Genomic DNA, 26,684 nt, shown 5'->3' on the forward strand with positions numbered 1-26,684 from the left:
ATCTGGGGCCGTGGGGCCCCGGCACCGGTTCAGGTGGTTCTGCGGCTGCGCGCCAGATAGCGCTGGGCCACGACGACAACGATAAGGAAACCGCCGCTGACGACCGACTGGTACGAGGAGTTCAGCGAGCCGATCTGGTTGATCAGGTTCTGGATCACCTGAAGGAGCAGGACGCCCCAGAGCGTTCCGCTGATGGAGCCGGCGCCGCCGATGAGGAGGGTGCCGCCGATGACGACGGCGGAGATCGCGTCGAGCTCCATGCCCACGCCGACGATGGTGACTCCGGAGGAGAGCCGGGCGGCGTTGAGCGCGCCGGCCAGCCCGGCCAGCAGACCGCTGAGCGTGTAGACGAGCATCTTCGTACGGGCGACGGGCAGGCCCATCAGCGTGGCGGCGTCGCTGCTGCCGCCGACGGCGAAGATCGACTGCCCGAACGAGGTGCGCTGGAGGAGGAGTCCGCCGAGGCCGAACAGCGCGAGGGCGATGAAGATCGGGTAGCCGAAGCCCCAGACGGCACCCTGGCCGAGTTCGGCGAAGGCGGAGTCCTTGGGCACCAGGTAGGTGGTGGCGCCCTCGTCCGTGATCGCGAGGAGCAGTCCGCGCGCCCCCAGGAGGGTGGCGAGCGTGACGATGAACGGGGCCATTCCGGCGCGGGCCACGAGGAAGCCGTTGAGCAGTCCGATCGCGCCGCACACCACCAGCGGGACCAGCAGGGCGGGCAGGATGCCCCATTGGGAGGCCCAGGCGGCGAGCACCCCGCCCAGGGCGAAGACCGACCCGACGGAGAGGTCGATGCCGCCGGTGATGATGACCATGGTCATCCCGAGCGCGACGACGGCCAGGAACGATGCCTGGACGGTCACTCCGCGGGCGTTGTCCACGGTGGAGAACGTCGTCGGGTAGATGCAGGACGCGACGATCACGACTGTCAGGAAGACGACCAGGACGCCCTGGCGTTGCAGGAGTTCGGCGATCCGCCGTCCGGTCGTCCGCGGCGCCGCGGCACCGGGCGCCGGCGTGGTGGCGCCGGAGGCGGCGGAGGTCTTGCGCGGGGCCGGGGCAGGGGCCGCCGGGGCAGGTGAGGTTTCGTTCATCGGGACCGACGCTCCCGGGCGACGTAGACGGCGGCGATGATGATGGCCGCCTGGGCGATCTGTGCGGTGGAGTCGGGCAGGTCGTGCTTGATGAGGGTGGCCCGCAGGAGCTGCATCAGCAGGGCGCCGGCGACGGTGCCGAGGACCCGGATGGAGCCGCCGTTGAGCGGCGTCCCGCCCACCACGACCGCCGTGATGGCGGAGAGTTCCATGAGGGTGCCGAGCGAGGAGGGGTCGCTGGCGGTGAGCCTGGCGGTGGCCAGGACTCCCGCGAGGGCGGCGAGCACCCCGCAGAGCACGTACACGCCGATGAGGACACGGCGCACGGGCAGTCCGGCCAGGGCGGCGGCGGAGCGGTTGCCGCCGATGGCGACGACCTGGCGGCCGAAGGTGGTCCGGGTCACGAGGAAGGCCACGGCGACGGCGAGGACACCGGCGATGAGGACGACCAGCGGGATGCCGAGGAAGGAGCCGGTGCCCAGGGAGAGCAGGTCGGGGTTGACGATCTGCTTGAGCTGGCTGTCCGCCATGACCAGGGCGAGGCCCCGGCCGCCGACGAACAGGGCGAGTGTGGCGACGATCGGCTGGAGGCCGACGAGCGAGACCAGGGTGCCGTTGACCGCTCCGACGAGGGCACCGGCCAGCAGCGCCATGACGAGTGCGGGGACCAGTCCGTAGCCGAGGTAGAGCGGCAGCAGCGCGGCGGCCAGGGCCATGGTCGAGCCGACGGAGAGGTCGACGCCCTCGGTGCCGATGACGAGCGCCATGCCGAGGGCGACGATGACGATCGGGGCGACCTGGACGAGCTGGGTGCGCAGGTTGTCCACCGTCATGAAGTGCTCGGTGAACACGGCGTTGAAGACGAGGACGACCGCGACGGCGAGGTAGACGCCGTACTCCTGGTACCAGGCGGGGTCGCGCAGCCGGGCGAACGGCCGGGCTGCGGGGGTGGTGACTGCGGCCTGGGTCATCGGGGGTCCTCCTTCGCGGCCGGCGCCTTGTCCGCGGCTGCCGGTGAGTGGTCGGCGAGCACTTCGAGCAGATGGCTCTCCGCCACCTCGTCGCCCGCCAGTTCGCCCGCGACCGCACCGCCCCGCAGGACGACGATCCGGTCGGCGCCCTCGATCAGTTCCTCGATGTCGGAGGAGATGAGCAGGACGGCCAGGCCCTCGCGGGCGAGGTCGTCGATGAGGCTCTGGACCTCGGCCTTGGCGCCGACGTCGATGCCCCGGGTGGGTTCGTCGAGCAGCAGGACCTTGGGTTCCAGGCAGAGCCAGCGGGCCAGCAGCACCTTCTGCTGGTTGCCGCCGGACAGCTCGCCGACCTTCTGCTCGGGGCTCGCCGCCTTGATCCTCAGTCGCTTCATGAAGATGTCGACAATGCGGTCCTGCTTGGCGCGGGAGACGATGCCGGCGCGGGAGAGCCGGGGCATCGCGGCCAGCACGATGTTCTCGCGGACCGAGAGCCCGGGCACGATGCCCTCGGCCTTGCGGTCCTCGGGCAGCAGGCTGATGCCGGCCCGGATGGCGCCGGCGGAGGTGAGGCGGCGCAGGGTGCGTCCGGCGATGCTCACCTCTCCGGAGTCCAGTGAGAGCGCTCCGGCGACGGCCTTCGCGGTCTCGCTGCGGCCGGAGCCAAGGAGGCCGCCGAGGCCCAGGACCTCACCCGCGTACAGGTCGAGGGAGATGTCGTGCAGCTGGTGGTCGCGGGAGAGGCCGGTGGCGGTGAGGACGGGGGTGCGCGCTGCCTCATGGCCCTCGGAGCCGAAGCTGGTGAGCCCTTCGCGGCGCACCTCGGCCATGTCGCGGCCGAGCATCATCGAGACGAGCTGCATACGGTCGAGGTCGGCGAGGTCGCCGGTGTGGATGTGGTGGCCGTCGCGCAGGACGGTGACCCGGTCGCAGATCCGGTACAGCTCGTCCATGCGGTGGCTGACGTAGAGGACGGCGATCCCGCGTCCGCGGAGGTCCTCGATGACCCGGAAGAGGGTCTCGACCTCGCGGGGCTCCAGCGAGGAGGTGGGTTCGTCCATGATGACGACCTGGGCGTTCACCGAGACGGCGCGGGCCATCGCGACCATCTGCTGGGTGCCGATGCCCAGGGTGTGCAGGGGGCGCTTCGGGTCGACGCGTACGCCGAAGCCGTCGAGCAGTTCGCTCGCCTCGCGGTGCATCCGGGGGAAGTCGATCAGGCCGAAGCGGTTCTTGGGCTCGCGGCCGAGGAAGATGTTGCGCGCCACGCTCATCAGCGGGACGAGGTTCACCTCCTGGTAGATCGTGGAGATCCCGGCCTCCTGCGCCTCGAACGGCCGGGCGAACGCGATCGGTCGGCCGGCCAGCCGCAGTTCGCCCTCGTCGGGGCGGTAGACGCCGGTCAGCACCTTGATGAGGGTGGACTTGCCGGCTCCGTTCTCCCCCACCAGGGCGTGGGTCTCGCCGGCGCGCAGGGAGAAGGAAACGCCGTCGAGGGCGACGACGCCCGGGAACCGCTTGCTGACCGAGCGGGCCTCCAGGACGGCCGGTGCCGCGCCGGGCTCGTCCGCGAGGGCCGTTCCGGCCGCGCTCCTCTCCTTCTCGTCGGCGGCCGGCTCCGGCGGCTGCGGTACTGCTTCGGGTGGTGCCATGGCTGGTCTTGGCCTTCCGCTCTTCCAAGGATGGGGGCCCGGCGGCCGCCGTGACGGGGGTGCGCCACGGCGGCCGAGAACCGACGGAGCCGGTACGGGCAGATGGGGCCGGCTGGGATCAGAACGCGTTGCCGACCGTGGACTTGGCGTTGGACTCGTCGTAGGAGCGGTCGCTGATGATGACGTTCTCGGGGATCTCCTCGCCGCCGTAGAACTTCTGGGCGGTCGCGAAGGCCAGCGGGCCGAAGCGCGGGTTGGACTCGATGACGGCGTTGTACTCACCGTTGACGATGGCCTGGACGGCGTTGCGGGTGCCGTCGACGGAGACGATCTTGATGTCCTTGCCGGGCTTCTTGCCGGCGGCCTTCACGGCGGTGACGGCGCCGAGGCCCATCTCGTCGTTCTCCGCGTAGATGGCGGTGATGCCGGGCTTGGACTGGATCAGCTGCTCGGTGACCTGCTGGCCCTTGTCGCGGGCGAACTCACCGGTCTGCTGGGCGACGATCTCCATGTCCGGCGCCTTGGCCTTGAGCTGGTCCACGAAGCCCTTGGTGCGGTCGGTGGTGACGTTGTTGCCCGACGAACCGAGGAGGATGGCGACCTTGCCCTTGCCGCCGGTCGACTTGATCATCGCGTCGGCGGCGCGCTTGCCCTGCTCCACGAAGTCGGAGCCCAGGAAGGCCACGTAGTCCTTGCAGGCGGTGGCGTTGAGCTTGCGGTCGACGGTGAGTACCGGGACCTTCTTGGCGGCGGCGGCCTTGAGGGCCGGCTCCAGGCCGTCCGAGTTCAGCGGGGCGACGATGAGGAACTGGGCGCCCTGGGCGAGCATGTCCTGGATGTCGCTGATCTGCTTGGACAGCTGGGACTGGGCGTTGGTGGTGAGCAGCTTCTTGACGCCGATCTTGTTCGCCTCGTCCTTGATGGACTGGGTCTCGGCGATACGGAAGGGGTTGGCCTCCTTCTCCGACTGGGAGAAGCCGACCACCGCGTTCTTCAGGTCGAGCTTGGGCGCGCCGTAGCTCTGCAGCGAGCAGCCGGAACCGGACGAGGACTCGGGGGTCTTGGCCGCCTGCGCGGCCTGGCTGCTGTCGCTGCTCGCGTTGTTGTCCGAGCCCTCCGACTTGGAGCAGCCGGAAACGGCCAGCGTGGCGGTGGCGGCGAGGACGCACGCCACGGCGAGGGTACGGGGTCGGCGCTGGATCATCATGCGCGGGGGCTCCTTGGCGGGATGACGGCACGCCGGAAAGCGTGCGGTCGGTCATGGCTGGACGATGCATCGGCCGCTGCGCGGCGGCTGATGACACTGCACTCACGGCCCCGCTAGGAGACGGCCCCCTAGCTGCACAAACTGCGGTCGTGAGAGCCTGCGCGGCCTCTCGGCGGCTCGGTTTACAACGTTATATAGGCGGCGCGGCGCGGGCGGCAAGAGCGTTGTCGATGCGTTTCCAAAATGTGTCGGGGCGGGCCTCACCGGGTGGCGGCACCCGTCGGGGGAGATGCCGCCGCACCCCTGGACAGCCGCCCGACGACGTGCTGTCATACCGCCTGAACCCCGTTTTCCAACGTTGCATAAGAGGCACCGCACCCTCCGCCCGGATCGTGTCGGCGCTCTTCGCCATGCGTGCGTCCGGACCGCACCGCCACCGCCACGTCCCCCCTCTTGTCATGCGCATTCCTTGAGCCGGAGCCCCGCGTCCGGCAGAGCAGGAGCCCTCTCCCATGCCTCTGAACCGCAGACAGCTCATGACCGGCGCCCTCGCCACCGTCGCCGCCACCACGGCGGCCGGCCGCTGGTCGGCCACCGCGACCGCCGCCGAGCACCGCGCGCGGCCCGCGCACGGCGGCCACTACTCCCCCAACGCGGAACCCCTGCACCCCACCGCCTTCCTGAAACTCCCGCCAGGCAAGGTCACCGCGCGCGGCTGGCTCGCCGGACAGCTGAAGCTCCAGCTGGACGGGCTGTGCGGCCGCTACGAGGAGTTCTCGCACTTCCTCGACTTCACGGCCACCGGCTGGGTCCGCCCCGGACTCGGCGGCTGGGAGGAGGTCCCGTACTGGCTGCGCGGCTACACCGACCTGGCGATCGTCACGGGCGACGCGAAGGCGCTCGAGGCGGTGCGCCGCTGGTTCGACGCGATCCTCGCCACCCAGCAGTCCGACGGGTTCTTCGGCCCGAAGGCGCTGCGCACCTCGCTGAACGGCGGCCCGGACTTCTGGCCGTTCCTGCCGCTGGTGCAGGCCCTGCGCTCCTGGCAGGAGTACACCGGGGACACCCGGATCATCCCCTTCCTGAGCCGGTTCTTCCGCTACATGAACGCCCAGGGCCCGGGCGCCTTCAACACCAGCTGGATCGCCCTGCGCTGGGGCGACGGCCTGGACAGCGTCTTCTGGCTCTTCAACCGCACCGGCGACACCTTCCTCCTGGACCTCGCCGACAAGATCCACACGTACGGGGCCGACTGGGGCGACAACCTGGTCAACCCGCACAACGTGAACATCGCCCAGGGCTTCCGCGAGCCCGCCCAGTACGCGCTGCGCAGCGGCTCGGCCCAGGACACCCGGGACACGTACGGGACGTACGGCAAGGCCATGGACCAGTACGGCCAGTTCCCCGGCGGCGGCTTCGCCGGGGACGAGAACGCGCGCCCCGGGCACGGCGACCCCCGGCAGGGCTTCGAGACCTGCGGCATCGTGGAGTTCATGGCCAGCCACCAGCTGCTGACCCGGATCACCGGCGACCCGCTGTGGGCCGACCGCTGCGAGGAGCTGGCGTTCAACTCGCTGCCCGCCTCGCTCGACCCGTCGGGGAAGGCGATCCACTACATCACCAGCGCCAACAGCGTCGACCTGGACAACGTGCCCAAGTCGCAGCGCCAGTTCCAGAACGGGTTCGCCATGCAGGCGTTCCTGCCGGGCGTCGACCAGTACCGCTGCTGTCCGCACAACTACGGCATGGGCTGGCCGTACTTCACCGAGGAGCTGTGGCTCGCCACCCCCGACGGGGGGCTGGCCGCCGCGATGTACGCCGCCTGCGAGGTGACGGCCAAGGTCGCCGACGGCACCGAGGTCACGTTCACCGAGGAGACGGACTACCCCTTCAAGGAAACCGTCACCCTCACCCTGAAGGCCCCGAGGCGGCTGGCCTTCCCACTGGTGCTGCGCGTCCCCGCCTGGTGCGACGCCCCCGAGATCACGGTGAACGGGCGGCGCGTGGACGCCCCGGCCGGGCCCGCCTTCACCCGGATCGACCGCACCTGGGCCGACGGGGACCGGGTCGCCCTGCGCTTCCCGCAGCGCACCACCGTACGCACCTGGGCGCACAACCACGGCTCCGTCAGCGTGGACCGCGGCCCGCTCACGTACTCGCTGCGCATCGGCGAGACGTACGAGCGCATCGGCGGCAGCGAGCAGTTCCCCGAGTACGCGGTCCACGCCACGGGCCCGTGGAACTACGGGCTCGTCCTGGACGCGAAGAAGCCCGCCGCCGCCCTGCGCCACCACACCGCCCGCGGAGTGAAGGGCGGCAACCCCTTCACGCTGGACGGGACCCCGCTGTCCATCACCGCGAAGGCGCGCCGCATCCCGGAGTGGACGGCCGACGACGAGCACGTGGTGGCCCCGCTCCAGGACTCGCCGGCCCGCAGCGCCGAACCGGTGGAGGAGGTCACCCTCGTCCCGATGGGGGCGGCCAGGCTGCGCGTCACCGCGTTCCCGACCGCTGCCCCGGACGCGGAACCGTGGCTCGCGGACCGCTGGTACCGCATCCGCAACCGGCACTCCGGCAAGGTCCTCGGCGTCGACGTCATGTCCACCGCCAACAGCGCGCACGTGGTGCAGTTCGGGGACACGGGCACCGACGACCACGACTGGCGGCTGATCGCGGAAGGCGACGGCTGGTACCGCATCCGCAACCACCACTCGGGCAAGGTGCTCGGCGTCGACAACATGTCCATGGACGACAGCGCCCACGTCGTGCAGTTCGACGACAACGGCACCGACGACCACCTCTGGCAGCTCGTCCCGGACGGCGGCGGCTGGTACCGCATCCGCAACCGCCACTCCGGCAAGGTCCTGGGCGTCGACAACATGTCCATGGACGACAGCGCCCACGTCGTGCAGTTCGACGACAACGGCACCGACGACCACCTCTGGCAGCTCGTCTGATTCCGGGTGCCCCGCGCACTCCCCCCATACCGCTCCCGTCCCCGGGGGCAGAACCGAATCAAGGAGACGAACCTGTGAGCCGTTTACGTGTGCCGGGCCGAAGGCCGTGGTGGAGACGGGCGATCGCGACGACCGGGCTGCTGGCGGTGGTGTCCTCCACGCTGGTCGGGGTCGGCGCCTCGCCGGCCGGGGCCGCGTCCTGGTCGCCCAAGACCCCGCCGATGACGACACCCTGGACCGGTCAGGTCCCGGTCGACAACCCGCTGCCGGAGTACCCGCGCCCGCAGCTGACCCGGTCCGACTGGGCCAACCTCAACGGCATCTGGGACTTCGCGGTGACCGGCCGGGACGCCGGGCAGCCGTCCTCGTGGCCGGAGCAGATCCGGGTGCCGTTCGTCGCCGAGTCCGCGCTCTCCGGCATCCAGCGCAGGATCACCGAGAACGACAAGCTCTGGTACAAGCGCACCTTCACCGTCCCGTCGAACTGGAACGGCCGCCGGACCGTGCTCAACTTCGGCGCCTCCGACTGGCAGACCACGGTCTGGGTCAACGGCACCCAGGTGGGCACGCACAAGGGCGGCTACGACTCGTTCTCGTACGACATCACGCCCCAGCTGGGCGGCGGTACGAACACGATCGTGGTGTCCGTCTACGATCCGACGCAGACCGGCGGCCAGGCGGTCGGCAAGCAGCGCATCAATGAGGTGCAGCCGCACAACGGGGGCGGCATCTTCTACACCGCCGCCTCCGGCATCTGGCAGACGGTCTGGCTGGAACCGGTCGCCGCCGCGCACATCACCCGGCTGGACATGACGCCGAACCTGGGCGACAGCACCCTGCGGGTGAAGGTACAGGCCGACTCAGCCTCCGGGCGTACCGCCAGGGTCACCGTCTCCAGCGGCGGCACCGTGGTCGGCTCGGCCAGCGGTACGGTCGGCTCCACGGTCTCCGTGCCGGTGCCGAACACGCATCTGTGGACTCCGGACGACCCGTTCCTCTACGACGTCAAGGCGGAACTGCTCGACGGCACGGCGGTGACGGACACGGCCGGCAGCTACACCGGCATGCGCTCGATCGCGATCGCGAAGGTCGACAACGTCCTGCGGCCGGTGCTGAACGGCAGGTTCGTCTTCCAGACGGGCACCCTGGACCAGGGCTACTGGCCGGACGGCATCTACACCGCGCCGACCGACGCCGCCCTGAAGTCGGACCTCCAGGCCCACAAGGACCTCGGGTTCAACATGGTCCGCAAGCACATCAAGGTCGAACCGCAGCGCTGGTTCTACTGGGCGGACAAGCTGGGGCTCCTGGTCTGGCAGGACATGCCGGCCATGGACACCGGCAAGTCCCCGAGCACGGCGGCCCGCACCCAGTGGGAGACCGAGTTCCACGCGATCATCGACCAGCACCGCAGCTCCCCGTCGCTGGTCATGTGGGTGGACCAGAACGAGGGCTGGGGCCAGTACGACCAGGCCAGGATCGCGAGCGAGGTCAAGGCGTACGACCCGACCCGGCTGGTCGACAACATGAGCGGGGTCAACTGCTGCGGCTCGGTGGACGGCGGCAACGGTGACGTGGTGGACAACCACATCTACGTCGGTCCGGGCAACACCGCGCCGACCGCGACCCGGGCGGCCGTCCTCGGCGAGTTCGGCGGGCTGGGCTACAAGGTCCCGGGGCACGAGTGGTTCCCCGGCGGCGGCTTCAGTTACGAGGACCAGTCCAGCCTCTCCGCGCTGAACGACCGGTTCGTCGGGCTCATCGACGGCATCCGGATCGGCCAGCTGCCGGCGGGCCTCTCCGCCTCCGTCTACACCGAGATCACCGATGTGGAGAACGAGGCCAACGGGCTCCTCACCTACGACCGCCAGGTCGTCAAGGTGGACACGGCCCGGGTGCGGGCCGCGAACCAGGCCCTGATCAACGCCTCGAAGAACCCGGCCCCGCCGGTGACCCTGCCCACCGGGGGCTACAAGTCCCTGCGGGTCACCACGCCCGGCTACACCAACAAGTACCTGCGCCACCAGGACTCGCTGGCCTTCACCGAGGTGGTCGACGGCAACAGCGGGGCACTGCTGAAGAACGACGCCACCTGGAAGATCGTGCCGGGCCTGGCGAACGGCAACTGCTACTCGTTCGAGTCGCGCAACTACCCGGGTGAGTATCTGCGCCACCGCGACTTCCGGGTCCGCCGCGAGGCGAACGACGGCTCCGCGCTGTACAAGGCCGACGCCACCTGGTGTGCGGTCGCCGGCTCCGGCGGTGTGCGGCTGACCAGCGCGAACCTGCCGGGCAGCTATCTGCGGCACATCAAGTCGGAGGTGTGGCTGGCCACCCCGGGCGGCGGTCACGACTGGGACAACCCGGCCACGTTCACCGAGGACACCACCTGGGCGGTGGAGGCGCCCTGGGCACCCTGAGCCGGGCACCGGGGCCCGGCGGACCGCCGCCGGGCCCCGGCTTCGTCACGCGTCGCCCATGACCAGGCCCTCGATGGTGTGCTTCTGCACGATGGGCGCGAGTTCATCGACCACCGGGCAGCCCAGGTGCGCCCGGACCCGCTCGGGCAGCGACTCCCAGAAGCCCCGGGTGACCGCCATGTCGTGGTGGCCGTCGTTCCCCGCGCCCGGGCCGTCCACGCCGAGGACCAGGACCGGGCGCGGGTCCTGCGACTGGTTGGCGGTGCCCCGGTGGACGGTCAGGGCCGAGCGCGCCGAGATGTCGCCGCGCTGCGGGTACTTGCGCTCGGCCAGCGCCTCGTAGCGCGGGTAGTCCTCGCGGCGCGGGAACATCGCGTGCCCGAAGCGGGCGTCGTCGTCCCACTGGGTGCCGGGCGCGATCTCGAACGGGCCCATGTCCGCACGGGTGTCGACGGCGGTGAGGTTGAACGCCAGCGAGGTGAGCCTGCGGTCGCGGCGGGTCTCCTCCGGCATCGGGAAGTCGCGGTGCCAGGGCTGGTTCACCGCCCCGGCCAGCGGCACGTCGAAGCCCAGCTCCACGATCCGGTAGCCGGGGCCGAGGACCGCCTCGCTCACCGCGCGCACCCAGGGGTGGTCGACCAGGTCCACGAAGCCCCGCAGCTGCTCCGGGTGGATCTCCACGTAATAGCGGTGCGGGCCGCGGCCGACCGCGCCGCCCTCCCGGCCGCGCGCCTCGGCGAACGCCGCGTCGATGTCCTCGCGCATCCGGTCCGCCCACTCCGGGGTGAAAGCCCCCCGGCAGGCGGTGATCCCCGGGCCGTACAGGTCGCGCACCGCGTCCTCGGCGGGCGGGAAGGGGGCGGTGGTGGTCGCGGCCTCAGTCATGGTGTGTTCCTTCCTCACGTTCTGGGCCCCCTCATATTGCAACGTTGCAATCAACGTGGCAAGGGCTTGTGCGGGTGGATCTCGCACCACCTGTTACGGTCACTGCGCACAGCCCGCCGGCAGAGAGCAGGAGCACCGAACGTGGCAGCGAGACTCAAGGACGTGGCCGCACTCGCGGGTGTGTCCGTCAGGACCGTCTCCAACGTGGTGAGCAACGCCGCCGCCGTCGCCCCCGGCACCCGGGCCCGGGTGCTCGCCGCGGTGGAGGAGCTGGGCTACCGGCCCAACCTCGCCGCCCGCAACCTCCGCCAGGGCCGCACGGGGCTCATCGGTGTGGCCGTCCCGGAGCTCCACTCCCCCTACTTCGGCGCGCTGACGGGCCTGCTCATCGACGCGGCCCAGGAGCGCGGCTGGACGGTGCTCGTGGAGCGGACCGGGGGCCGGGCGGACCTGGAGCGGAGGCTGCTGGACGGCTCCGAGGGGCACCAGGTGGACGGGATGGTCATCAGCCCGTGGTCGACGTCCCCCGCCGAACTGGCCTCGCTCGCGGGGGGCCTGCCGCTCGTCGTGCTCGGCGAACTCGATCCCCGCGGGTCCATCGACCATGTGGCCCTGGACAACGTGGCGGCGGCCCGGGACGCCGCCCGGCATCTGGTGGCGGCGGGCCGCCGGCGGGTCGCCGCGATCGGGCTCCAGTCAGCCCTGGGGCACGGCACCGCCGAGCTGCGGGCCGAGGGCTTCCGGCAGGGGCTCGCCGAGGCGGGGCTGAGCCCGGTCGCCGAGATGGAGGTGGCGGACCTGCACCGGGAGGAGGGGGCGCGGGCGCTGCGCGAGCTGCTGGATCTGCCGGAGCGCCCGGACGCGGTGTTCTGCTTCAGCGACGAACTGGCCCTGGGGGCGCTGCGGGCGGCCGGTGAGCGGAGGGTGCGGGTGCCCGAGGAGCTGGCGCTGGTGGGCTTCGACGACATCGAGGACGGGCGGTTCTCCACGCCTTCGCTGACCACGGTCTCGCCGGACCTGGCGCAGATCGCCGAGCGGGCGGTGCAGTGCCTGAGCGAGCGCGTCCTCGGTCGGCTCTCGGGGCTGGCGGCGCGGCGCATCGTGGTGCCGCACCGGCTGCTGGTCAGGGAGAGCAGCGCAGCGTAGGGGTCCTTCTTCGGACAGCCGGAAGCTCCCGGCGGTGCGGGCCTTTGCACCGCACCGCCGGGAGCGGTCCTGGGAGCGGGGAGGGCTTACGCCTTCCCGCCGTCGTACAGCGCGGTCACCTCCTGGTCGGTGAGCGCCTTGTCGTACACCTGGACCTGGTCCACGGAGCCGTTCCAGAAGTCGGTGTTGTTGCCCGACCACTTGGCGCGTCCCACGGACAGGGCGCCGCTGCTCACGTCGGCCGATCCGGCCGCGGCGGTGGAGGCGAGCTTGCCGTCCACGTACAGCTTGATCCGGTCACCGCTGCGGACGCCGACCAGGTGGTACCAGTGGCCGAGCTCCGGGGTCATCTCCGCCCGGGCGCGGTGGGCGCCGGGGGTGGAGAAGGCGAACGCGCCCTGACCGTACTGGAGGTAGAACGGGTTCTCCTGGCGCCGGCCGTCCTGGCTGACGACGGTCGCGTAGTTGCCCGGGAGGGCGTCCAGGGAGGCCCATGCCGAGACGGTGTAGTCGCCGGTGGTGTCGACGACCGGGCCGTCGGTCTCCGCGTACTGGCCCTCACCGTTGAACTTCAGCGCCGAGCCGTGCACGCCGGGGGTCCAGGACGTGCCCTCGGAGAGGGTGAGGTCCTTGTGGTTCGGGCCGCTGTCGGCGGCCTTGGTGCCCTTGTTCTCGTCCAGCGACCAGGAGCCGCCGCCCTTGACCGGGGTGCGGGAGCCCGCTGCGGCGCCGGCGGCGATGACCTGCTGGTTGATCTCGCGGACCTCGGCGGCATTGACCTTGATCTCGCGGCGGTCGTACGTCCAGAGGCCGTTGAGCTCGTTCTCCAGGTCGGTCACCTGGGTGTAGATGGAGCCGGAGAGTTCGGCGCCGGCCGCTTCCAGGTAGTACTTGCGGGTGTTCTCGACGTACTTGGCGGTCAGCGCGGCCTTGTCGGCGACACCGCTGTAGATCACGGTCGGGGCGCCGGGCCACATGTGGCCGGGCATCCGCAGGGTGAAGCCGCCGTGCTCGCCGTCCATCGCGGCGCGGCCGGCGTCCGGGAAGGCCGGGTCGGTGTTGTTGTAGTCGTGGTGGTCGATGATGTCGCCCTTGCCCGAGTCACCCTTCGAGTTGCAGCAGTTGACACCGCTGTGGGCGTTGACGATGCGGGAGGGGTCGGCGGCCTGGACCTTCTCGGTGATCTTCCCGGTCTCGGTGCGGTCCCATTCGCCCCAGCCTTCGTTGAAGACGATCCAGGAACCGATCGAGGGGTAGTTGTGGAGCTGCTTCATCATCTCGGCGCCCTGGTCGAGGAAAGCCTGGTGGCCCTTCTCGTTGGTGAGGTTGCCGGAGACGAAGTCCTGCCAGACGAACAGACCGAGCTGGTCGGCGTGGTAGTACCAGCGGGCGGGCTCGACCTTGATGTGCTTGCGCACGGAGTTGAAGCCGAGGTCCTTCTGCGCCTTCAGGTCGAAGACCAGCGCGTCGTCACTGGGCGCGGTGTTCAGGCCGTCCGGGTAGAAGCCCTGGTCGAGCTGGGCGAGCGAGAAGAACGGCTTCCCGTTGAGGACGATCTTCTGGTAGCCGCCGACCTTGGCGATGCCGACGGAGCGCATGCCGAAGTAGCTGTCGACGGTGTCCTTGTACCGGCCGTCCTTGAGGGTGACCTCCAGGTCGTACAGGTACGGGTCGTCCGGCGTCCACAGGTGCTGCTTGGCGACGGGCAGGCTCAGGTCGCTGTTGGCCGGTCCGGTGACCGTGCCGACGACCTTGCCCTTCTTGTCGCGGGCGACGGCGGTGATCCGGGCCGACTTCGAGGCGTCCCCGGAGTTCACCTTCAGGGCGAGGCGGCCCTTGTCGATGTCCGGGGTGGTCGTCAGGGAGTCGACGGCCGCCGGGGCGACGGGCTCCATCCAGACGGTCTGCCAGATGCCGGAGGAGGCGGTGTAGAAGATGCCGCCGGGGTTGGCCGACTGCTTGCCGGTGGGCTGGTCTGGTCCGGTGGTGTCGGTGACCGCGACCACGATCTCCTGCGGGCCGCTGCCCTTGACCGCGTCGGTGATGTCGGCGCTGAAGGCGGTGTAGCCGCCGGTGTGCTCGGCGACCTGCTTGCCGTTGACCCAAACGGTGGCCTGGTAGTCGACGGCGCCGAAGTTGAGCTTCAGCCGGTTGCTCTTGCCGTGCTTGTCGCCCTTGACGGCCCAGTTCTTCGGAACGGTGACGAGCTTGCGGTAGAACATGTGGTCTTCGTGGCGCTCCAGGCCGGAGAGCTGCGACTCGACCGGGTACGGCACGGTGATGCGCTCACCGAGCTTCTTCCCGAAGACGGGCTTCTCGCCCGCCTCGGCCCCGGCGAACTCCCACTGCCCGTTGAGGTTCTGCCACTTGTCGCGCACCTGCTGCGGCCGGGGGTACTCGGGCAGCGGGTGGTTGCGGTCGACCTTGTCGCCCCACTTGGTGGTGAGGCGGTGCGTGGAGTTGTTGGTGGCGGTGCGGTTGATGTCGGGGACGGTCTCGCCGCCCGCCTTCAGGCCGCCCTTGCCGTCGTACGCGATCTTGACGCGCTGGTCCTTGAGGACGGCGGCGTCCAGCTTGACGACGAGTTCCCTGCCGTCGCGGGTCCGGGTGACGGACTTGACCGGCATCGGGGTGGTGTCGGCCTCGATGGTGAGGTGGTTCTTCAGGTCCGCGTAGTCGCTGACCTGGTCGTCGAAGACCGCGTGCAGTTCGGTGCCGTTGTCCGCGACGCTCAGCCCGACCGGGTAGACCTCGAAGTCGGCGGGCGGGGTGAAGGCGGACTCCGGGACGAACTGCCTGGCCAGGTTCGCGCTGGACCAGCGCAGGAACATGTTGGCGCCGCCGGTGTCCTGGAACATCTCCAGCTTGAACTCGTGCGCCTCGCCGGCCTTGAGCGATATCGGCGCGCTGGTCTGCTCGTTGTCCCAGTCGGGCTCCCAGTGGTCGATGACGGCCTTGCCGTCGATGAACAGCCGGAAGCCGTTGTCGCCGCTGGCGGCGAAGGTGTAGTCGCCGTCCTCGGGGGCGGTGATGAAGCCGGTCCAGCGGGCGGTGGTGTTCTCCGTCCGACCGGTGGTCGACTCGAACGTGCCGGTGAGGCCGGGGAAGTTGATGTTCGGGTCGAGCGAGACCCCGCCCAGCTTGTCGAAGTCGCGCGCACCCGGCGCGGACATGCTGAAGTATTCGCCCTTCAGCCCGTGGACGGTGGTGGCCGGGTCGCCGGCCTTGAAGGTGGTCGAGGCGGCGCTCGCGGGGGCGGCCGCAGCGGCCGGGACGAGCGTGGCGCCGAGGGGGATGAGCAGCGCGGCGGCGCAGGCCGCCGTCCTGAACAGAGCGCGGGGGTGGGGCGTTTGTGGTCTCAAGGCGTCGTCCTGTCGAGAGAGCTGAAGTGCCTCGAACCTGTGAGGCACAGCACACAATCGAACATTGAGCCACAGCATCAAACGCAAAACAACAGTCGTGCGCGAGGATTTTTCAACGATAGAAAGAACGGCCGGTGCGGGTCCCGCGAGGGAGCACGCAGACCGCCCCCTTCGCACACCTTGGGTGCGAAGGGGGCGGTCGGGTACGAAAGGGCAAGCCCTCAGGGTGGGTCAGATGGCGTAGCCGTACGGGGTGGGGGCGTGCACCGTGCCGTTCAGCGCGCGGGCCGCGTCCCGCGCCCAGGAGGGGCTGCGCAGCAGTTCGCGGCCGAGGAGGACGGCGTCCGCGCGGCCCTCGGTGAGGATCTTCTCGGCCTGCTGCGGGTCCGTGATGAGGCCGACGGCCGCCACCGGCAGCGAGGTCTCCCGCTTCACGCGCTCGGCGAAGGGCACCTGGTAGCCCGGGCCGGTGGCGATACGGGCGCGGGGCGCGTTGCCGCCGGTGGAGACGTCGAGCAGGTCCACCCCGTGGTCCCGCAGGAGCGCCGCGAGGCGCACGGTCTCGTCGGCCGTCCAGCCCTCGCGCTCGTCCTCGGGGTTCTCGGTGAGCCAGTCCGTCGCGGAGACGCGGAAGAAGACCGGCAGCTCCTCGGGCCACACCTCGCGGACGGCGTCGACCACCTGGAGGGCGAGGCGGACGCGGTTCTCGAAGCTGCCGCCGTACTCGTCGGTGCGGTGGTTGCTGTGCGGGGAGAGGAACTGGCCGATGAGGTAGCCGTGCGCACCGTGCACCTCGGCGACCTGGAAGCCCGCGTCGAGGGCGCGGCGGGCGGCCTGGCGGAAGTCGTCCACGACGCGCGCGATCTCGTCGGTGGTGAGTTCGTGCGGGACCGGGTAGCCGTCGTCGAACGGCAGCGGGCTGGGGCCGACCGGGGTCCAGCCGTGCTCCTCGGGTCCGACGGGGCCGCCGCCGGTCCAGGGGGCGGCGGTCGACGCCTTGCGGCCCGCGTGGGCGAGCTGGATGCCGGCCACGGAGCCGTGCGCCTTGACGAAGTCGGTGATCCGGCGGAACGCCTCGGTCTGGGTGTCGTTCCAGATGCCGAGGTCGGCCGGGCTGATGCGGCCCTCGGGACTGACGGCCGTGGCCTCGGTCAGGATCAGGCCGGTGCCGCCGGTGGCCCGGGCGGCGAGGTGGGCGAAGTGCCAGTCGTTGGGCACACCCGTCTCCGGCCCTTCCACCGCGGCGCTGTACTGGCACATCGGCGCCATCCACACCCGGTTGGGCACGACAAGCGACCTGAGGGTATAGGGCTCGAAGAGGGCACTCACGACGGACTCCGTTTCGCCGGGTACGGAAGGATCGCTAGTACGATACATCCCGTAGTACGACGCCCGTCAAATTACGACCACTCTCGTACAAGCGGACTGCCGTTTCGCGGGGTCCGGGTCAGCGGGGTTTCAGCGGGTACGAGCTGCGGCCGGCCGCGTCGTCTATCTCGTCGTGCGCCTTGGTCAGGAGCTTCATCGCCAGTTCGTTGAGCGCGCGGGCTCCGGCGATCTCCTCCCCCACCCGTGGCTGCTCGGCGTCGGAGGGGTGGCGGCTGGCGTAGCCGTGGGCGCGCACCTCCTGCCCGTCGGAGAGCCGCACCAGGGCGGCCGCGCGGGTGCGGTGGGTGTCCTCCTCGAATGCGAGCTCGATGTGCCATCCGACAGCGGTTCGGGTCATGGCGGTCCACCTCCGGAAGGTCTCCTTCCAGGGTGCGCCCGCCGCCGGGCCGCGCGCGAACGGGCGGCCCTCGCCCTAGGCGCCCGGCAGCCGGCCCCGGCGCCGGAGCGGGATGGCGGCGTCGGCGTCGTACATCTGGTTCCAGCTGCGCCCGGCGCCGGACGCCCAGGTGACGTGGGCGGTGCCGCCTTCGACGCGGACGGCCTCCACGGTCATGGCGCGGTCTCCGTCGCGCACATCGCCCCGGCGCAGTTCCTCCGCCCTGACGGTGACGGGGTCGGCCGGCCCGCTCTCGGCCTCGTCCGCCGCGAGGCCGAGGGCGGCGGCCAGTTCCCGGGCCCGGGCCGGGGTGCACAGGAAGGTGTGCCCGCCGGACGGGACCGCGACCGTGATCCCGACCGCCGCCCCGGCGGGGGCGACCTCCAGGATTCCGCCGTCCCCGTGCTCGTCCGTCATCGTGCGCACCTTCCCGTGTACGTTCCGTGCCCCGGGCTCAGTCCAGCCGGAGGCTTTCCGGCGGGCCCAGGTAGCTCGGTTCGAGGCCGCCGGTGTCGATCACCAGGTTCTGGAGGACCACCGTCGGGTCGACCATCCAGAATTTCAGCACATGCACCCCGGGACCGGTGATGCGGTGGACCGTGCCGGTGATGTTGACGTTGTCGGAGGTGTGCCGGGCCCACTGCGGGTTCATGGTCCCGTCGTCGGCCCCCGTCGCCTCGGTGACGTTCACCCGCTGCGGGGCGGCGTCGTCGAAGGAGACCGCGTACGTCAGCCCGTCGGTCGGCAGCGCGTTGTTACGGGGCGAGAGGTACGCGTACACGGTGACCGGCCCGGTGGTGAAGAGGCTGACCCGGTACTCCAGGCGCGGGCTCCGGCCGCCGGGCGTCCGGCGGGCGGCGGTGACCGGGAAGGGCTCCATGCCGGCCCCGGTGCGTCCGATGTCCGGGATGCGCTGCCAGGTGACGCCCCCGCCGCCGACCGCCCGGTGGTAGTGGTCGGCCTCGATGGACACGTATCCCCCGGCCTCCAGGAAGCCGCCGAGCCGGGACCGGGAGAGCGTGGGGCGGTCGGCCACCGCCGTGACGGTCACCTCCGTCCCGTCCGGCCCGGTGACGACGACCGGGACGCGGGTGACGCCCTTGGGCGCGCGGTCCCAGTCGACGCGCAGGGTGATCCGGTCCTGCGTGGTGACGCGGCCGCGCACCCGGTCGACGGTCAGCCAGGACGCTCCGGTCCGCACCCGGTAGTCGAACGGATCGCGGCCCCGGTTGAACACCTCGATGTACTGCGCGGGCCGGGTCTGGTACGGGCTGAACACCGGCAGCACGGCGGGCGCGGTCTCGTGCGGCCACCACGCGGTGGAACCGTCGACGGCGACGCCCATCCGGGCCCCGGCGGGCAGGTCGATGCGCTTGACGGCCGGGAAGAGCACGTCCTTGATGGCCACGTTGTCGACTTCGGGCTGCTGCCAGGGCGCGTTGGGTCCGTAGCGTTCGACGTCGCCGTAGTCGATGTGCGGCTGGGTCTGGAAGCCCTGCCACTTGCCGCCCGCGATCTTCTTGTTGAAGCGGTCGGCCAGGGCGAAGTCGTCGGCGAGTCGCGCCTCCGCGGTGGCTGCCAGCTCGTTGGTGAGGGCCCGGCCCTGGGCCGCGTAGTGGATGTTGGTGAACTCCGCCTCGCGCAGCGCGTACAGGTTGGCGGTGGCCGCGACCTCGTAGCCGACCAGTTCGTACCAGGCGTCCTGCGCGGAGGCGGGAAGCCTGCGCCCGATCCGCCCGGCGCGCTCGCCGAGCCGGCGCCACTCCTCGGTGACGCGTTCCAGCTCGCGGTAGTGGACGAGGCTGAAGGGGGTCGACCGGTCGTCGTAGACCACGGCCGAGCTGTCGGTCGCGGGGTCCTTGGCCGGGTCGAGGGTGATGCGCCTGTTGAGCAGTTCGGGCTTGCGGCGGGCCTGGAGCCGGGCGTACTCACGCAGGACGGAGGCGATCTCGGCGGCCTGCTTCTCGCCGAAGTTCTGCCGGGCGTACGTCTCCTCCCACTCCGGCAGCCGGTCCAGGGTCCAGCGCTCCGGGTTCCAGGCGTACTCCAAGAAGAACTGCGTGGGCAGTTCGTTGCCCTTGAGGTCGCCGACGTTGGTGACCCAGAGACCGTGGTTGCCGTACGCGTCGCACTGGTGGAGCTGGTCCCACATGTTGGGGAGGGACGCGGTGTCGACCCACTTGTAGTTGCGCCCGACGCCCACGTAGTCGAAGTGGTAGTACAGCCCGTAGCCGCCCCGCCTCGGGCCCTCGGCGGGGTCGGGGAGCTTGCGGACGTTGGCCCAGTTGTCGTCGGTGAGGACCACGGTGACGTCGTCGGGGACGCGCAGGCCCCGGTCCCAGTAGCGCTGGACCTCCTTGTAGAGGGTCCAGACCTGCGGGATGGTGGTGACGTCCTTGCCGGAGACCTCGGCGAGGATCTGCCGTTGGGTGGCGATGATCTCGCTCATCAGCTCGATGCCGTCGCCGTCGGGGAGGCTGACGTCGCCGTTGCCGCGCATGCCGAGGGTGACGACGCCCTCGAAATCCTCGTCCTTCATCCGGCGGATGCCGTCCGCCCAGTACGCCTTGAGCGCGTCGGCGTTGCGGCGGAAGGACCACTCGCCGGTGCCGCCGTACGGGTCGTGGCCGGGGGTGGTGACGTTGCCCTCGCTGTCGCGCACGGCGGCGACGGCGTGCCGGTTCCACTCCTCGATGCCGCGCATCATGGGTGCCTCGTGCGAGGTGCCCATGACGACGCCGTACGCCTTGGCGGTGGCGTGGTTGAGCGGGTCGTCCTCGGCGAAGGCGCGGCCCCAGACGGCCGGCCACAGGTAGTTGGCCTTGAGCCGGAGCATGACCTCGAAGACGCGGGCGTAGAAGTCCGCGTTGAAACCGCCCTCGAAGCCGGGCGCCTTGCCGGGGCCGAAGTAGGCGGGGGCCCAGGTGCCGAGGGCCGGGTTCTCGTCGTTGATGAAGAAGCCGCGGTACTTCACGGCCGGGGTGCCCTGGGTGTGCCGTCCGGGCAGTACGTGGATCTCGTCGCGGTGTACGGGGACGACGTCGTCCCACCAGTACCAGGGCGAGACGCCGATGCCGCGCGAGACGTCGTAGGCCCCGAAGATCGTCCCGCGCTGGTCGCTGCCCGCGATGACGAGGGCGCGTTCGACGCCGGGCAGCGGGTTGTCGACGACGGTCTGGAGGCTCGTCTCCCACTTGCCCCGGATCGAGGAGACGTCGAGCCGGCCATCGGCGACCAGCCGGTCGATCAGGGGGCTGCGGCCCACGGTGCCGACGATGGTGATCTCGCGGGCCTCGGGCACCGTCCCGTGCGAGAGGGCGGGGCGGACCCCGGTGACGCGTGCGATGTCGTCGCGGAGGTCGCCGGCGGCCCTGACGACGCCCGGCCAGTCGCTGTCGCTGACCAGGAGCGGTGCCGCCCGTCCGTGCCTGACCAGCGGGAAGCTGCCGCGCCGGGCGGTGAACGAGATGTAGGCGCCGGGGTCGGTGGGCCGGGGCGCGGGGCCGTGTCCGGTGGCGGACGCCTCACCGGCCAGTCCGACGAGGGAGCCGAGGGGTGTGGCGGTGAGTGCGGTGAGGCCCAGGCCGAGGCCGAGGACCGATCTGCGGGTGGCCCGGCGGGGCGTGCCGTTGCCGGAGCTGCCCGGGCCGGGAGTGTCGCTGTCCATCCTGCTCTCCTTCTCCGTACTCAGTTACGGCCGCCGGCGAGGAGCAGGTCGTCGCGCAGGGCGCTGTAGGCGGGCTTGGCCTTGTAGTCCTCGTCGAAGAGGTTGGCCGCGCCCTCGCCCTCGAAGGTGTCGGGCACCCAGGAGTACTTGTCGGTGAAGCCCCATACCGTGAAGTCGGTGCACTTGCGGGTGAGCAGGCAGCCGCGCAGCAGCACGTCGTAGCCCTCGGCCTGGGCCTCCTGCTTGGTGCTGTCGGAGGGCATCGGGATACGGACGTCGGCCTCGGTGATCGCGGTCTCCAGGCCGAGGTCGTCGAACCGCTTCATGTTCTCGGCGATGTCGTGGGGCGCGTTGTACTGGACGGACAGGTGGCCCTGGATGCCGACACCGTGGATCGGTACGTGCTGCCTGCGCAGCTTGACGACCAGGTCGTAGAGGGCGGTGCTCTTCGCGTTGACGCCCTCGATGTTGTAGTCGTTGATGAAGAGCTTGGCCTTGGGGTCGGCCTCGTGGGCCCAGCGGAAGGCGTCCGCGATGTAGCCGGGGCCCAGCTTCTGGAGCCAGATGCTGTCGCGCAGGCTGCCGTCCTCGTTGAACGCCTCGTTGACGACGTCCCACTGCCAGATGCGGCCCTTGAAGTGGCGGGCCTCGTCGGTGATGTGCTTGCGCAGGATGGCGCGCAGTTCGTCGGCGGTGAAGTCGCCGGTGGTGAGCCAGGCGGGCAGCTGGTTGTGCCAGAGCAGGGTGTGGCCGCGCACGAGCTGGCCGTTGGCGCGGGCGAAGTCGACCAGTTCGTCGGCCGCCTTCCAGTCGTACTGTCCGCGAGCCGGCTCGACGACCTCCCACTTCATGACGTTCTCGGGGGTGACCGAGCTGAACTCGCTCGCCGCCTTGGCGCGGTAGGGCGCGTCGTCCGCCAGGGCCGCCATGTCGACGGCGGTGCCGATGCGCACGCCCGACCGCAGGCCGAGGGCGCCGAGGGTGGTGGCCCGCGTGTCCTGGTGCCCGCGTCCGTGGTCGTCGTGGGCGGCGAAGGCGTTGATGGTGCACGGGGCGAGCAGAGCGGCGGCGGCGGTGCCGACCAGAACAGCCTTGATTGGCTTGCGCATGACAGAAACCCTTCGAGAGAGCGCGCACGGCCGGACCCCGGTGACCGGGAGGCGTGCGCGGGTGTGGGTGTTTCGAAAGTTTCGTGGATCTCTGGACCGGGCGGGGGCGTTGCGGCCACCCCCCCCCCCCCCCCCCCCGGGGTACGGGGGCGGTCAGCCCTGTACGGGAGCGACCGCCGGCATGGCTTCGACCTCGGCGTCGCACACCAGCCGGCGCCGGTGATCCACCGTGCGCTCGGGTCCGGTGAGGCGCAGGTGCACCGTGTGCCGGATGTCCTCGGCACCGCTGGACGTGGCGAGCCGCAGCTCCAGCGCGCCCGGCTCCACGACGCGTCGCCCGCCGATCCCGGTGAAGGACACCAGGTCGGCGTGGAACCGGAAGCGCACCCGCGCCTCCTGGCCCGCGTCCAGCGGGACCCGGGCGTAGCCGATGAGCCGCGTGTCGGGCCGGGTCGTCTGGGCGACCGGGTCGTGCACGTAGAGCTGGACGACCTCCGCGCCCGCCCGGTCCCCGGTGTTGCGGACGGTCAGCTCGATGTCGGCCGAGCCGTCGGTGGGGATCTCCTCCGGGGCGGGGGCGCCGGGCTCCCAGGCGAAGGAGGTGTACGTGAGGCCGTGGCCGAAGGGGTACAGCGGCGTCGGGTCCAGGTTGCTGACCCCGTTGGCGAGCCCGAGCGGCGGCTGGAGGTAGGTCCACGGCTGGCCGCCCGGGTGGCGCGGCACGGAGACCGGCAGCCGGCCGGAGGGGCTGACCCGGCCGGAGAGCACGGAGGCCAGGGCCGGGCCGCCCTCCTCACCGGGGAAGAACGCCTGGACCACGGCGGCGGCACGGTCTGCCCACCGGCCGAGCGCGTACGGGCGGCCGGTCAGCAGGACCAGGACGACCGGGGTGCCGCTGTCCAGCAGCGCGTCGAGCAGTTCGCCCTGCACGCCCGGGAGCGCGAGGTCGTCGGCGTCGCAGCCCTCGCCCGAGGTGCCGCGCCCGAACAGCCCGGCCCGGTCGCCGAGTACGGCGACGCACACGTCCGCGTCCCGGGCCAGGCCGGCCGCCTCGGCGATGCCCGAGGTGTCGGTGCCGTCCACCTCGCAGCCGGGGGCGCCGGTGACCGTGGCCCCGGGGAACTCGCCGCGCACCGCGTCGAGCACGGTGGGGATGTCGATGCCCATGGCGGTCTCGGGGTGCAGGACGCCTACGTGGCTGGGGAAGGAGTAGCAGCCGAGCATGGCGAGCGCGTCGTCGGCGCGGGGACCGATCACCGCGATCCGCCCGGTCCCGGCGAGCGGCAGCACCCCCTGCGGGTTGGCGAGCAGGACCACGGCCTGTTCGGCGAGTTCGCGGGCGAGGGCGCGGTTGCGCGGCGGGTCCAGGTCGATGGTCTCGCGGGCCTGCTCCGGGTCGGTGTCGCGCAGGAGCGCGGGGAGCGGGGTCCAGTCGGGGTCGAGCAGCCCGAGTTCGCACTTCTGGAGGAGGACCCGGTGCAGCGCGCGGTCGACCAGGGCCTCGGGGACCGTGCCGGCCAGGACGGCGGCGGCGAGTTCGTCACCGTAGCTGCGGACGGTCGGCAGTTCCACGTCGACCCCCGCCTGCAGCGCGAGGCGGGCGGCGTCGGCGCGGCCCTCGGCGACCTTGTGCAGCGTCTCCAGGAAACCGATGGCGAAGTAGTCGGCGACGACGGTGCCCTCGAAGCCCCAGGTGTCGCGGAGCAGCCCGGTGAGCAGGGCGGGGTCGGCCGCCGACGGAACGCCGTCGATCTCCGCGTACGACTGCATGACGGAGCGGGCGCCGCCGTCGAGGAGGGCCATTTCGAAGGGCGGCAGGATGACGTCGGCCAGCTCCCTGGCTCCGGCCCGGACCGGCGAGAGGTTGCGGGCGCCGGCCGATGCCGCGTACCCGGCGAAGTGCTTGAGGGTGGCGACGATGCCGGCGGACTCCAGGCCCTTCACGTACGCGGTGCCGATCGTGGCGACGAGGTAGGGGTCCTCGCCGATGGTCTCCTCGACGCGGCCCCAGCGCAGGTCGCGCACGACGTCCAGGACCGGGGCGAGGCCCTGGTGGATGCCCACGGACCGCATGTCGCTGCCGATCCGGTGGGCCATCTCGGTGACCAGATCCGGGTTCCAGGCCGCGCCCCAGGAGAGCGGGACGGGGTAGGCGGTGGCGCCCCAGGCGGTGAAGCCGGCCAGGCACTCCTCGTGGGCGAGCGCCGGGATCCTGAAGCGGCCGGCGTCCGTGATGGCCCGCTGGGCCCGGGCGAGCGAGATCGCGCCGACGGCGGGGTCGACGGGGGCGGTGCCGAAGGGGCGGGTCAGCTGGCCGAGACCGCGCGGAATCAGTGCGTCCCAGTCGATGACGTCGACCATCTCGTTCTGGTGCGGGGCGACCCCGTCCCCGTCGGCGTCGGCGCCCACCCAGATTCCGTACAGCTGGGCGGTCTTCTCCTGGAGGGTCATCCGGGAGACGAGATCGGCCACACGCTCCTCGGGGGCGAGCGCGGGGTCCTGCCAGGGGCCGTCGACGGCGGTGGCCGCTTCGGTCCTGCGGGCATGCGGAACAGGGGGGTTTGCCATGGCGGCGGGGATTCCTCTCAAGAGTGCGGTGGTACGCGGCGGCGTGGGTGTGTTACTTGCCGCCCACCCCCATCAGTCCGTTGACCAGTGCCTTGCGTGCCACGAGGTACACGGCGAAGATCGGTACGACGGAGAGCACGATCGCGGCGAGCACCGCCGGGATGTTCACCCCGAACTGGGACATGAAGTTGAAGAGACCGAGGGTCAGCACACGGTTCTCCTCCGACTGGGTCAGGATCAGCGGGAACAGGAAGCCGTTCCACGCCTGGAGCGCCGTGTAGATCGCGACCGTGCTGATGCCCGCCTTGGACATCGGGATGGCCAGCTGCCACAGCATCCGCAGCGACGAGGCGCCGTCGAGCGCCATGGCCTCGTACATCTCCTCGGAGACGTCGCGCATGGTGCCGCTGAGGATCAGCACCGCCACGGGCATCGCGAACGCCGCGGTCGGCAGGATGATGGCCGGCAGGCTGTCGTACAGGCCCATCTTGCTGATGAGCAGGTAGAGCGGCACGATCACGGCCTGGGCGGGAATGGCGACGCCGAGCAGGAAGGTGCGGAAGGCGAGTCCGGAGAGCCTGCTGCGGGTGCGTACCGCGACGTACGCGACGGGGATCGAGAGGACCAGCACGATCGCCGTGGTCGCCACGGCGACGATCGCCGTGTTGGAGAGCATCGTGGAGAAGCCGCTGTCCAGCACCGTGCGGTAGTTGTCGAGCGTCGGGTCGGTCGGGATGGCCAGCGGGTCGCCGTTCAGCGCCTCGTCCTGGTGCATCAGCGAGGACGAGACCAGCGTGTAGAGCGGGACGATCACGAGCACGAGCCAGACCAGCGAGCCGAGGCCGGCCAGCGGGTTGCCCCACCTGCGGCGTCGCCGCGGGGCGGTGGGGCGGGTGCGTGTCAGGGGCTGCTTGGGGTGCGCCGCGGGGCGGGTGTCGATCGACATCGCGTCACATACCTTCCCGGGTGGAGCGCATGTTCCCGAAGCCGCTGAAGCGGACGAGGATCAGCGAGATCGCGGTGGCGACGACGACGAGGGCGGTCGCGATCGCGGCCGCGTATCCGAGGTCGTAGGTCTGGAAACCGGTGCGGTACATCAGGTACGGCAGGATGGTGGTGTCCGTGCCCGGACCGCCCTTGGTCATGATGAGCACGGTGTCGAAGTAGGTCAGCGAGCCGACGATCATCAGGACCGAGGAGGTCGTGATGGTGTTGCGCAGCTGCGGCAGGGTGATGTGGAAGAACTGCCGGAACATGCCCGCGCCGTCGATCTCGGCGGCCTGGTAGAGGACCTGCGGGATCTGCCGGGTGCCGCCCTGGTAGATCAGGGTGTGGAAGGGCATGAACTGCCAGCCTCCGACGAACGCCACGGTGAGCAGGGCGCCGGTGGACGAGCCCATGATGTTCGGGTCGATGCCGAACCAGGGCCCGATCTCCTTGATGACTCCGAAGTTCGGGTCGAGCAGCGCGTGGAACAGCATCGCGATGGCGGTGGTGGACAGCAGCAGCGGGATGAAGAAGATCGCGGAGAGCACGGCGCGGCTGCGCTGCCGGCCGGCCGCCCAGACGCCGAGGAGCAGGGCCACCGGGGTCTGGAAGGCCCAGCTGATGGTGGTGAGGAGCAGGCTGAGCCAGGCGGCCTGGCGGAACTCGGGGTCCTTGAAGAGCCGGGTCCAGTTGGCCGTGCCGGCGGAGGTCGGGGAGTTCAGCCCGTCCCAGTGGCAGAAGGAGAGGTACACGGCGATCGCCAGCGGGACGATCGCGAAGAGGGCGAAGAAGAGGATGCCGGGCAGTGCCCAGGCGACCGGGGGGCGGCCGACGTTTCCGACGGCCGCCTTCCGTCCTCCGCGCACCTTCGGTGACGAGGAGACGTGCGACATC

The 26,684-nt window shown here is 71.0% G+C and carries 17 protein-coding genes; 3 read left to right on the forward strand and 14 right to left on the reverse strand.

Annotation, left to right across the window (positions count from 1 at the left end; all coding sequences use genetic code 11):
* Positions 1 to 29: 29 nt before the first annotated feature.
* From ACN6LM_RS21675 to ACN6LM_RS21690, 4 genes are all read right to left on the reverse strand, one after another.
* Positions 30 to 1,094 carry an ABC transporter permease gene (locus ACN6LM_RS21675; RefSeq protein WP_445067031.1) on the reverse strand — a complete coding sequence of 355 codons (1,065 nt, stop codon included), beginning with the start codon at positions 1,092 to 1,094 and terminating at the stop codon, positions 30 to 32.
* Positions 1,091 to 2,065, reverse strand: coding sequence for an ABC transporter permease (locus tag ACN6LM_RS21680; RefSeq protein WP_445067032.1), 975 nt, complete (start codon positions 2,063 to 2,065; stop codon positions 1,091 to 1,093). Before ACN6LM_RS21680 ends, ACN6LM_RS21675 begins: the two co-directional genes overlap by 4 nt.
* Positions 2,062 to 3,717: a sugar ABC transporter ATP-binding protein gene (locus ACN6LM_RS21685; protein WP_445067033.1), complete on the reverse strand. Its 1,656-nt coding sequence runs from the start codon at positions 3,715 to 3,717 to the stop codon at positions 2,062 to 2,064. The genes ACN6LM_RS21680 and ACN6LM_RS21685 overlap by 4 nt, the downstream gene beginning before the upstream one ends.
* A 118-nt stretch (positions 3,718 to 3,835) precedes the next feature.
* The gene (locus tag ACN6LM_RS21690; RefSeq protein WP_445067034.1) at positions 3,836 to 4,924 is read right to left on the reverse strand and encodes an ABC transporter substrate-binding protein; all 1,089 of its coding nucleotides are present in this window, start codon (positions 4,922 to 4,924) and stop codon (positions 3,836 to 3,838) included.
* 512 nt (positions 4,925 to 5,436) lie between these two features.
* On the opposite strand from ACN6LM_RS21690, the gene ACN6LM_RS21695 reads away from it, so the two are divergent.
* Positions 5,437 to 7,881 (forward strand): RICIN domain-containing protein, encoded by a 2,445-nt coding sequence (locus ACN6LM_RS21695; protein ID WP_445067035.1) that lies wholly within the window; start codon positions 5,437 to 5,439, stop codon positions 7,879 to 7,881.
* Positions 7,882 to 8,030: 149 nt separating this feature from the next.
* Positions 8,031 to 10,301, forward strand: coding sequence for an AbfB domain-containing protein (locus ACN6LM_RS21700; RefSeq protein ID WP_445067056.1), 2,271 nt, complete (start codon positions 8,031 to 8,033; stop codon positions 10,299 to 10,301).
* A gap of 45 nt (positions 10,302 to 10,346) precedes the next feature.
* On the opposite strand, the gene ACN6LM_RS21705 is transcribed toward ACN6LM_RS21700, so the two are convergent.
* Complete coding sequence (locus ACN6LM_RS21705) at positions 10,347 to 11,186, reverse strand: phytanoyl-CoA dioxygenase family protein (protein ID WP_445067036.1); 840 nt, start codon at positions 11,184 to 11,186, stop codon at positions 10,347 to 10,349.
* Between the two features lie 141 nt (positions 11,187 to 11,327).
* On the opposite strand from ACN6LM_RS21705, the gene ACN6LM_RS21710 reads away from it, so the two are divergent.
* Positions 11,328 to 12,332 (forward strand): LacI family DNA-binding transcriptional regulator, encoded by a 1,005-nt coding sequence (locus ACN6LM_RS21710; protein ID WP_445067037.1) that lies wholly within the window; start codon positions 11,328 to 11,330, stop codon positions 12,330 to 12,332.
* 86 nt (positions 12,333 to 12,418) lie between these two features.
* Here the strand turns inward: ACN6LM_RS21710 and ACN6LM_RS21715 are convergent, their stop codons facing one another.
* The 9 genes from ACN6LM_RS21715 to ACN6LM_RS21755 all read right to left on the reverse strand — a co-directional run bounded on the left by ACN6LM_RS21715 (position 12,419) and on the right by ACN6LM_RS21755 (position 26,683).
* The gene (locus ACN6LM_RS21715; protein ID WP_445067038.1) at positions 12,419 to 15,694 is read right to left on the reverse strand and encodes a LamG-like jellyroll fold domain-containing protein; all 3,276 of its coding nucleotides are present in this window, start codon (positions 15,692 to 15,694) and stop codon (positions 12,419 to 12,421) included.
* Between the two features lie 231 nt (positions 15,695 to 15,925).
* Positions 15,926 to 17,023 carry an NADH:flavin oxidoreductase/NADH oxidase gene (locus tag ACN6LM_RS21720; RefSeq protein WP_445067039.1) on the reverse strand — a complete coding sequence of 366 codons (1,098 nt, stop codon included), beginning with the start codon at positions 17,021 to 17,023 and terminating at the stop codon, positions 15,926 to 15,928.
* A gap of 118 nt (positions 17,024 to 17,141) precedes the next feature.
* On the reverse strand, positions 17,142 to 17,420 hold the full coding sequence (locus ACN6LM_RS21725) for a DUF1876 domain-containing protein (RefSeq protein ID WP_164399364.1): 279 nt from the start codon (positions 17,418 to 17,420) through the stop codon (positions 17,142 to 17,144).
* A gap of 75 nt (positions 17,421 to 17,495) precedes the next feature.
* Positions 17,496 to 17,876, reverse strand: a complete 381-nt coding sequence (locus tag ACN6LM_RS21730) for a hypothetical protein (protein WP_445067040.1) — start codon at positions 17,874 to 17,876, stop codon at positions 17,496 to 17,498.
* Positions 17,877 to 17,913: 37 nt separating this feature from the next.
* Positions 17,914 to 21,126, reverse strand: coding sequence for a glycosyl hydrolase 115 family protein (locus ACN6LM_RS21735; RefSeq protein WP_445067041.1), 3,213 nt, complete (start codon positions 21,124 to 21,126; stop codon positions 17,914 to 17,916).
* A 20-nt stretch (positions 21,127 to 21,146) separates the two neighbouring features.
* The gene (locus ACN6LM_RS21740) at positions 21,147 to 22,235 is read right to left on the reverse strand and encodes an endo-1,4-beta-xylanase (protein ID WP_445067042.1); all 1,089 of its coding nucleotides are present in this window, start codon (positions 22,233 to 22,235) and stop codon (positions 21,147 to 21,149) included.
* A gap of 153 nt (positions 22,236 to 22,388) precedes the next feature.
* Positions 22,389 to 24,803, reverse strand: coding sequence for a beta-xylosidase/alpha-l-arabinosidase (locus ACN6LM_RS21745; protein ID WP_445067043.1), 2,415 nt, complete (start codon positions 24,801 to 24,803; stop codon positions 22,389 to 22,391).
* A gap of 52 nt (positions 24,804 to 24,855) precedes the next feature.
* Complete coding sequence (locus ACN6LM_RS21750; protein ID WP_445067044.1) at positions 24,856 to 25,749, reverse strand: carbohydrate ABC transporter permease; 894 nt, start codon at positions 25,747 to 25,749, stop codon at positions 24,856 to 24,858.
* Between the two features lie 4 nt (positions 25,750 to 25,753).
* The gene (locus ACN6LM_RS21755; protein ID WP_445067045.1) at positions 25,754 to 26,683 is read right to left on the reverse strand and encodes a carbohydrate ABC transporter permease; all 930 of its coding nucleotides are present in this window, start codon (positions 26,681 to 26,683) and stop codon (positions 25,754 to 25,756) included.
* Position 26,684 lies beyond the last annotated feature (1 nt).

The sequence above is a fragment of the Streptomyces sp. SAS_281 genome, assembly GCF_052542855.1.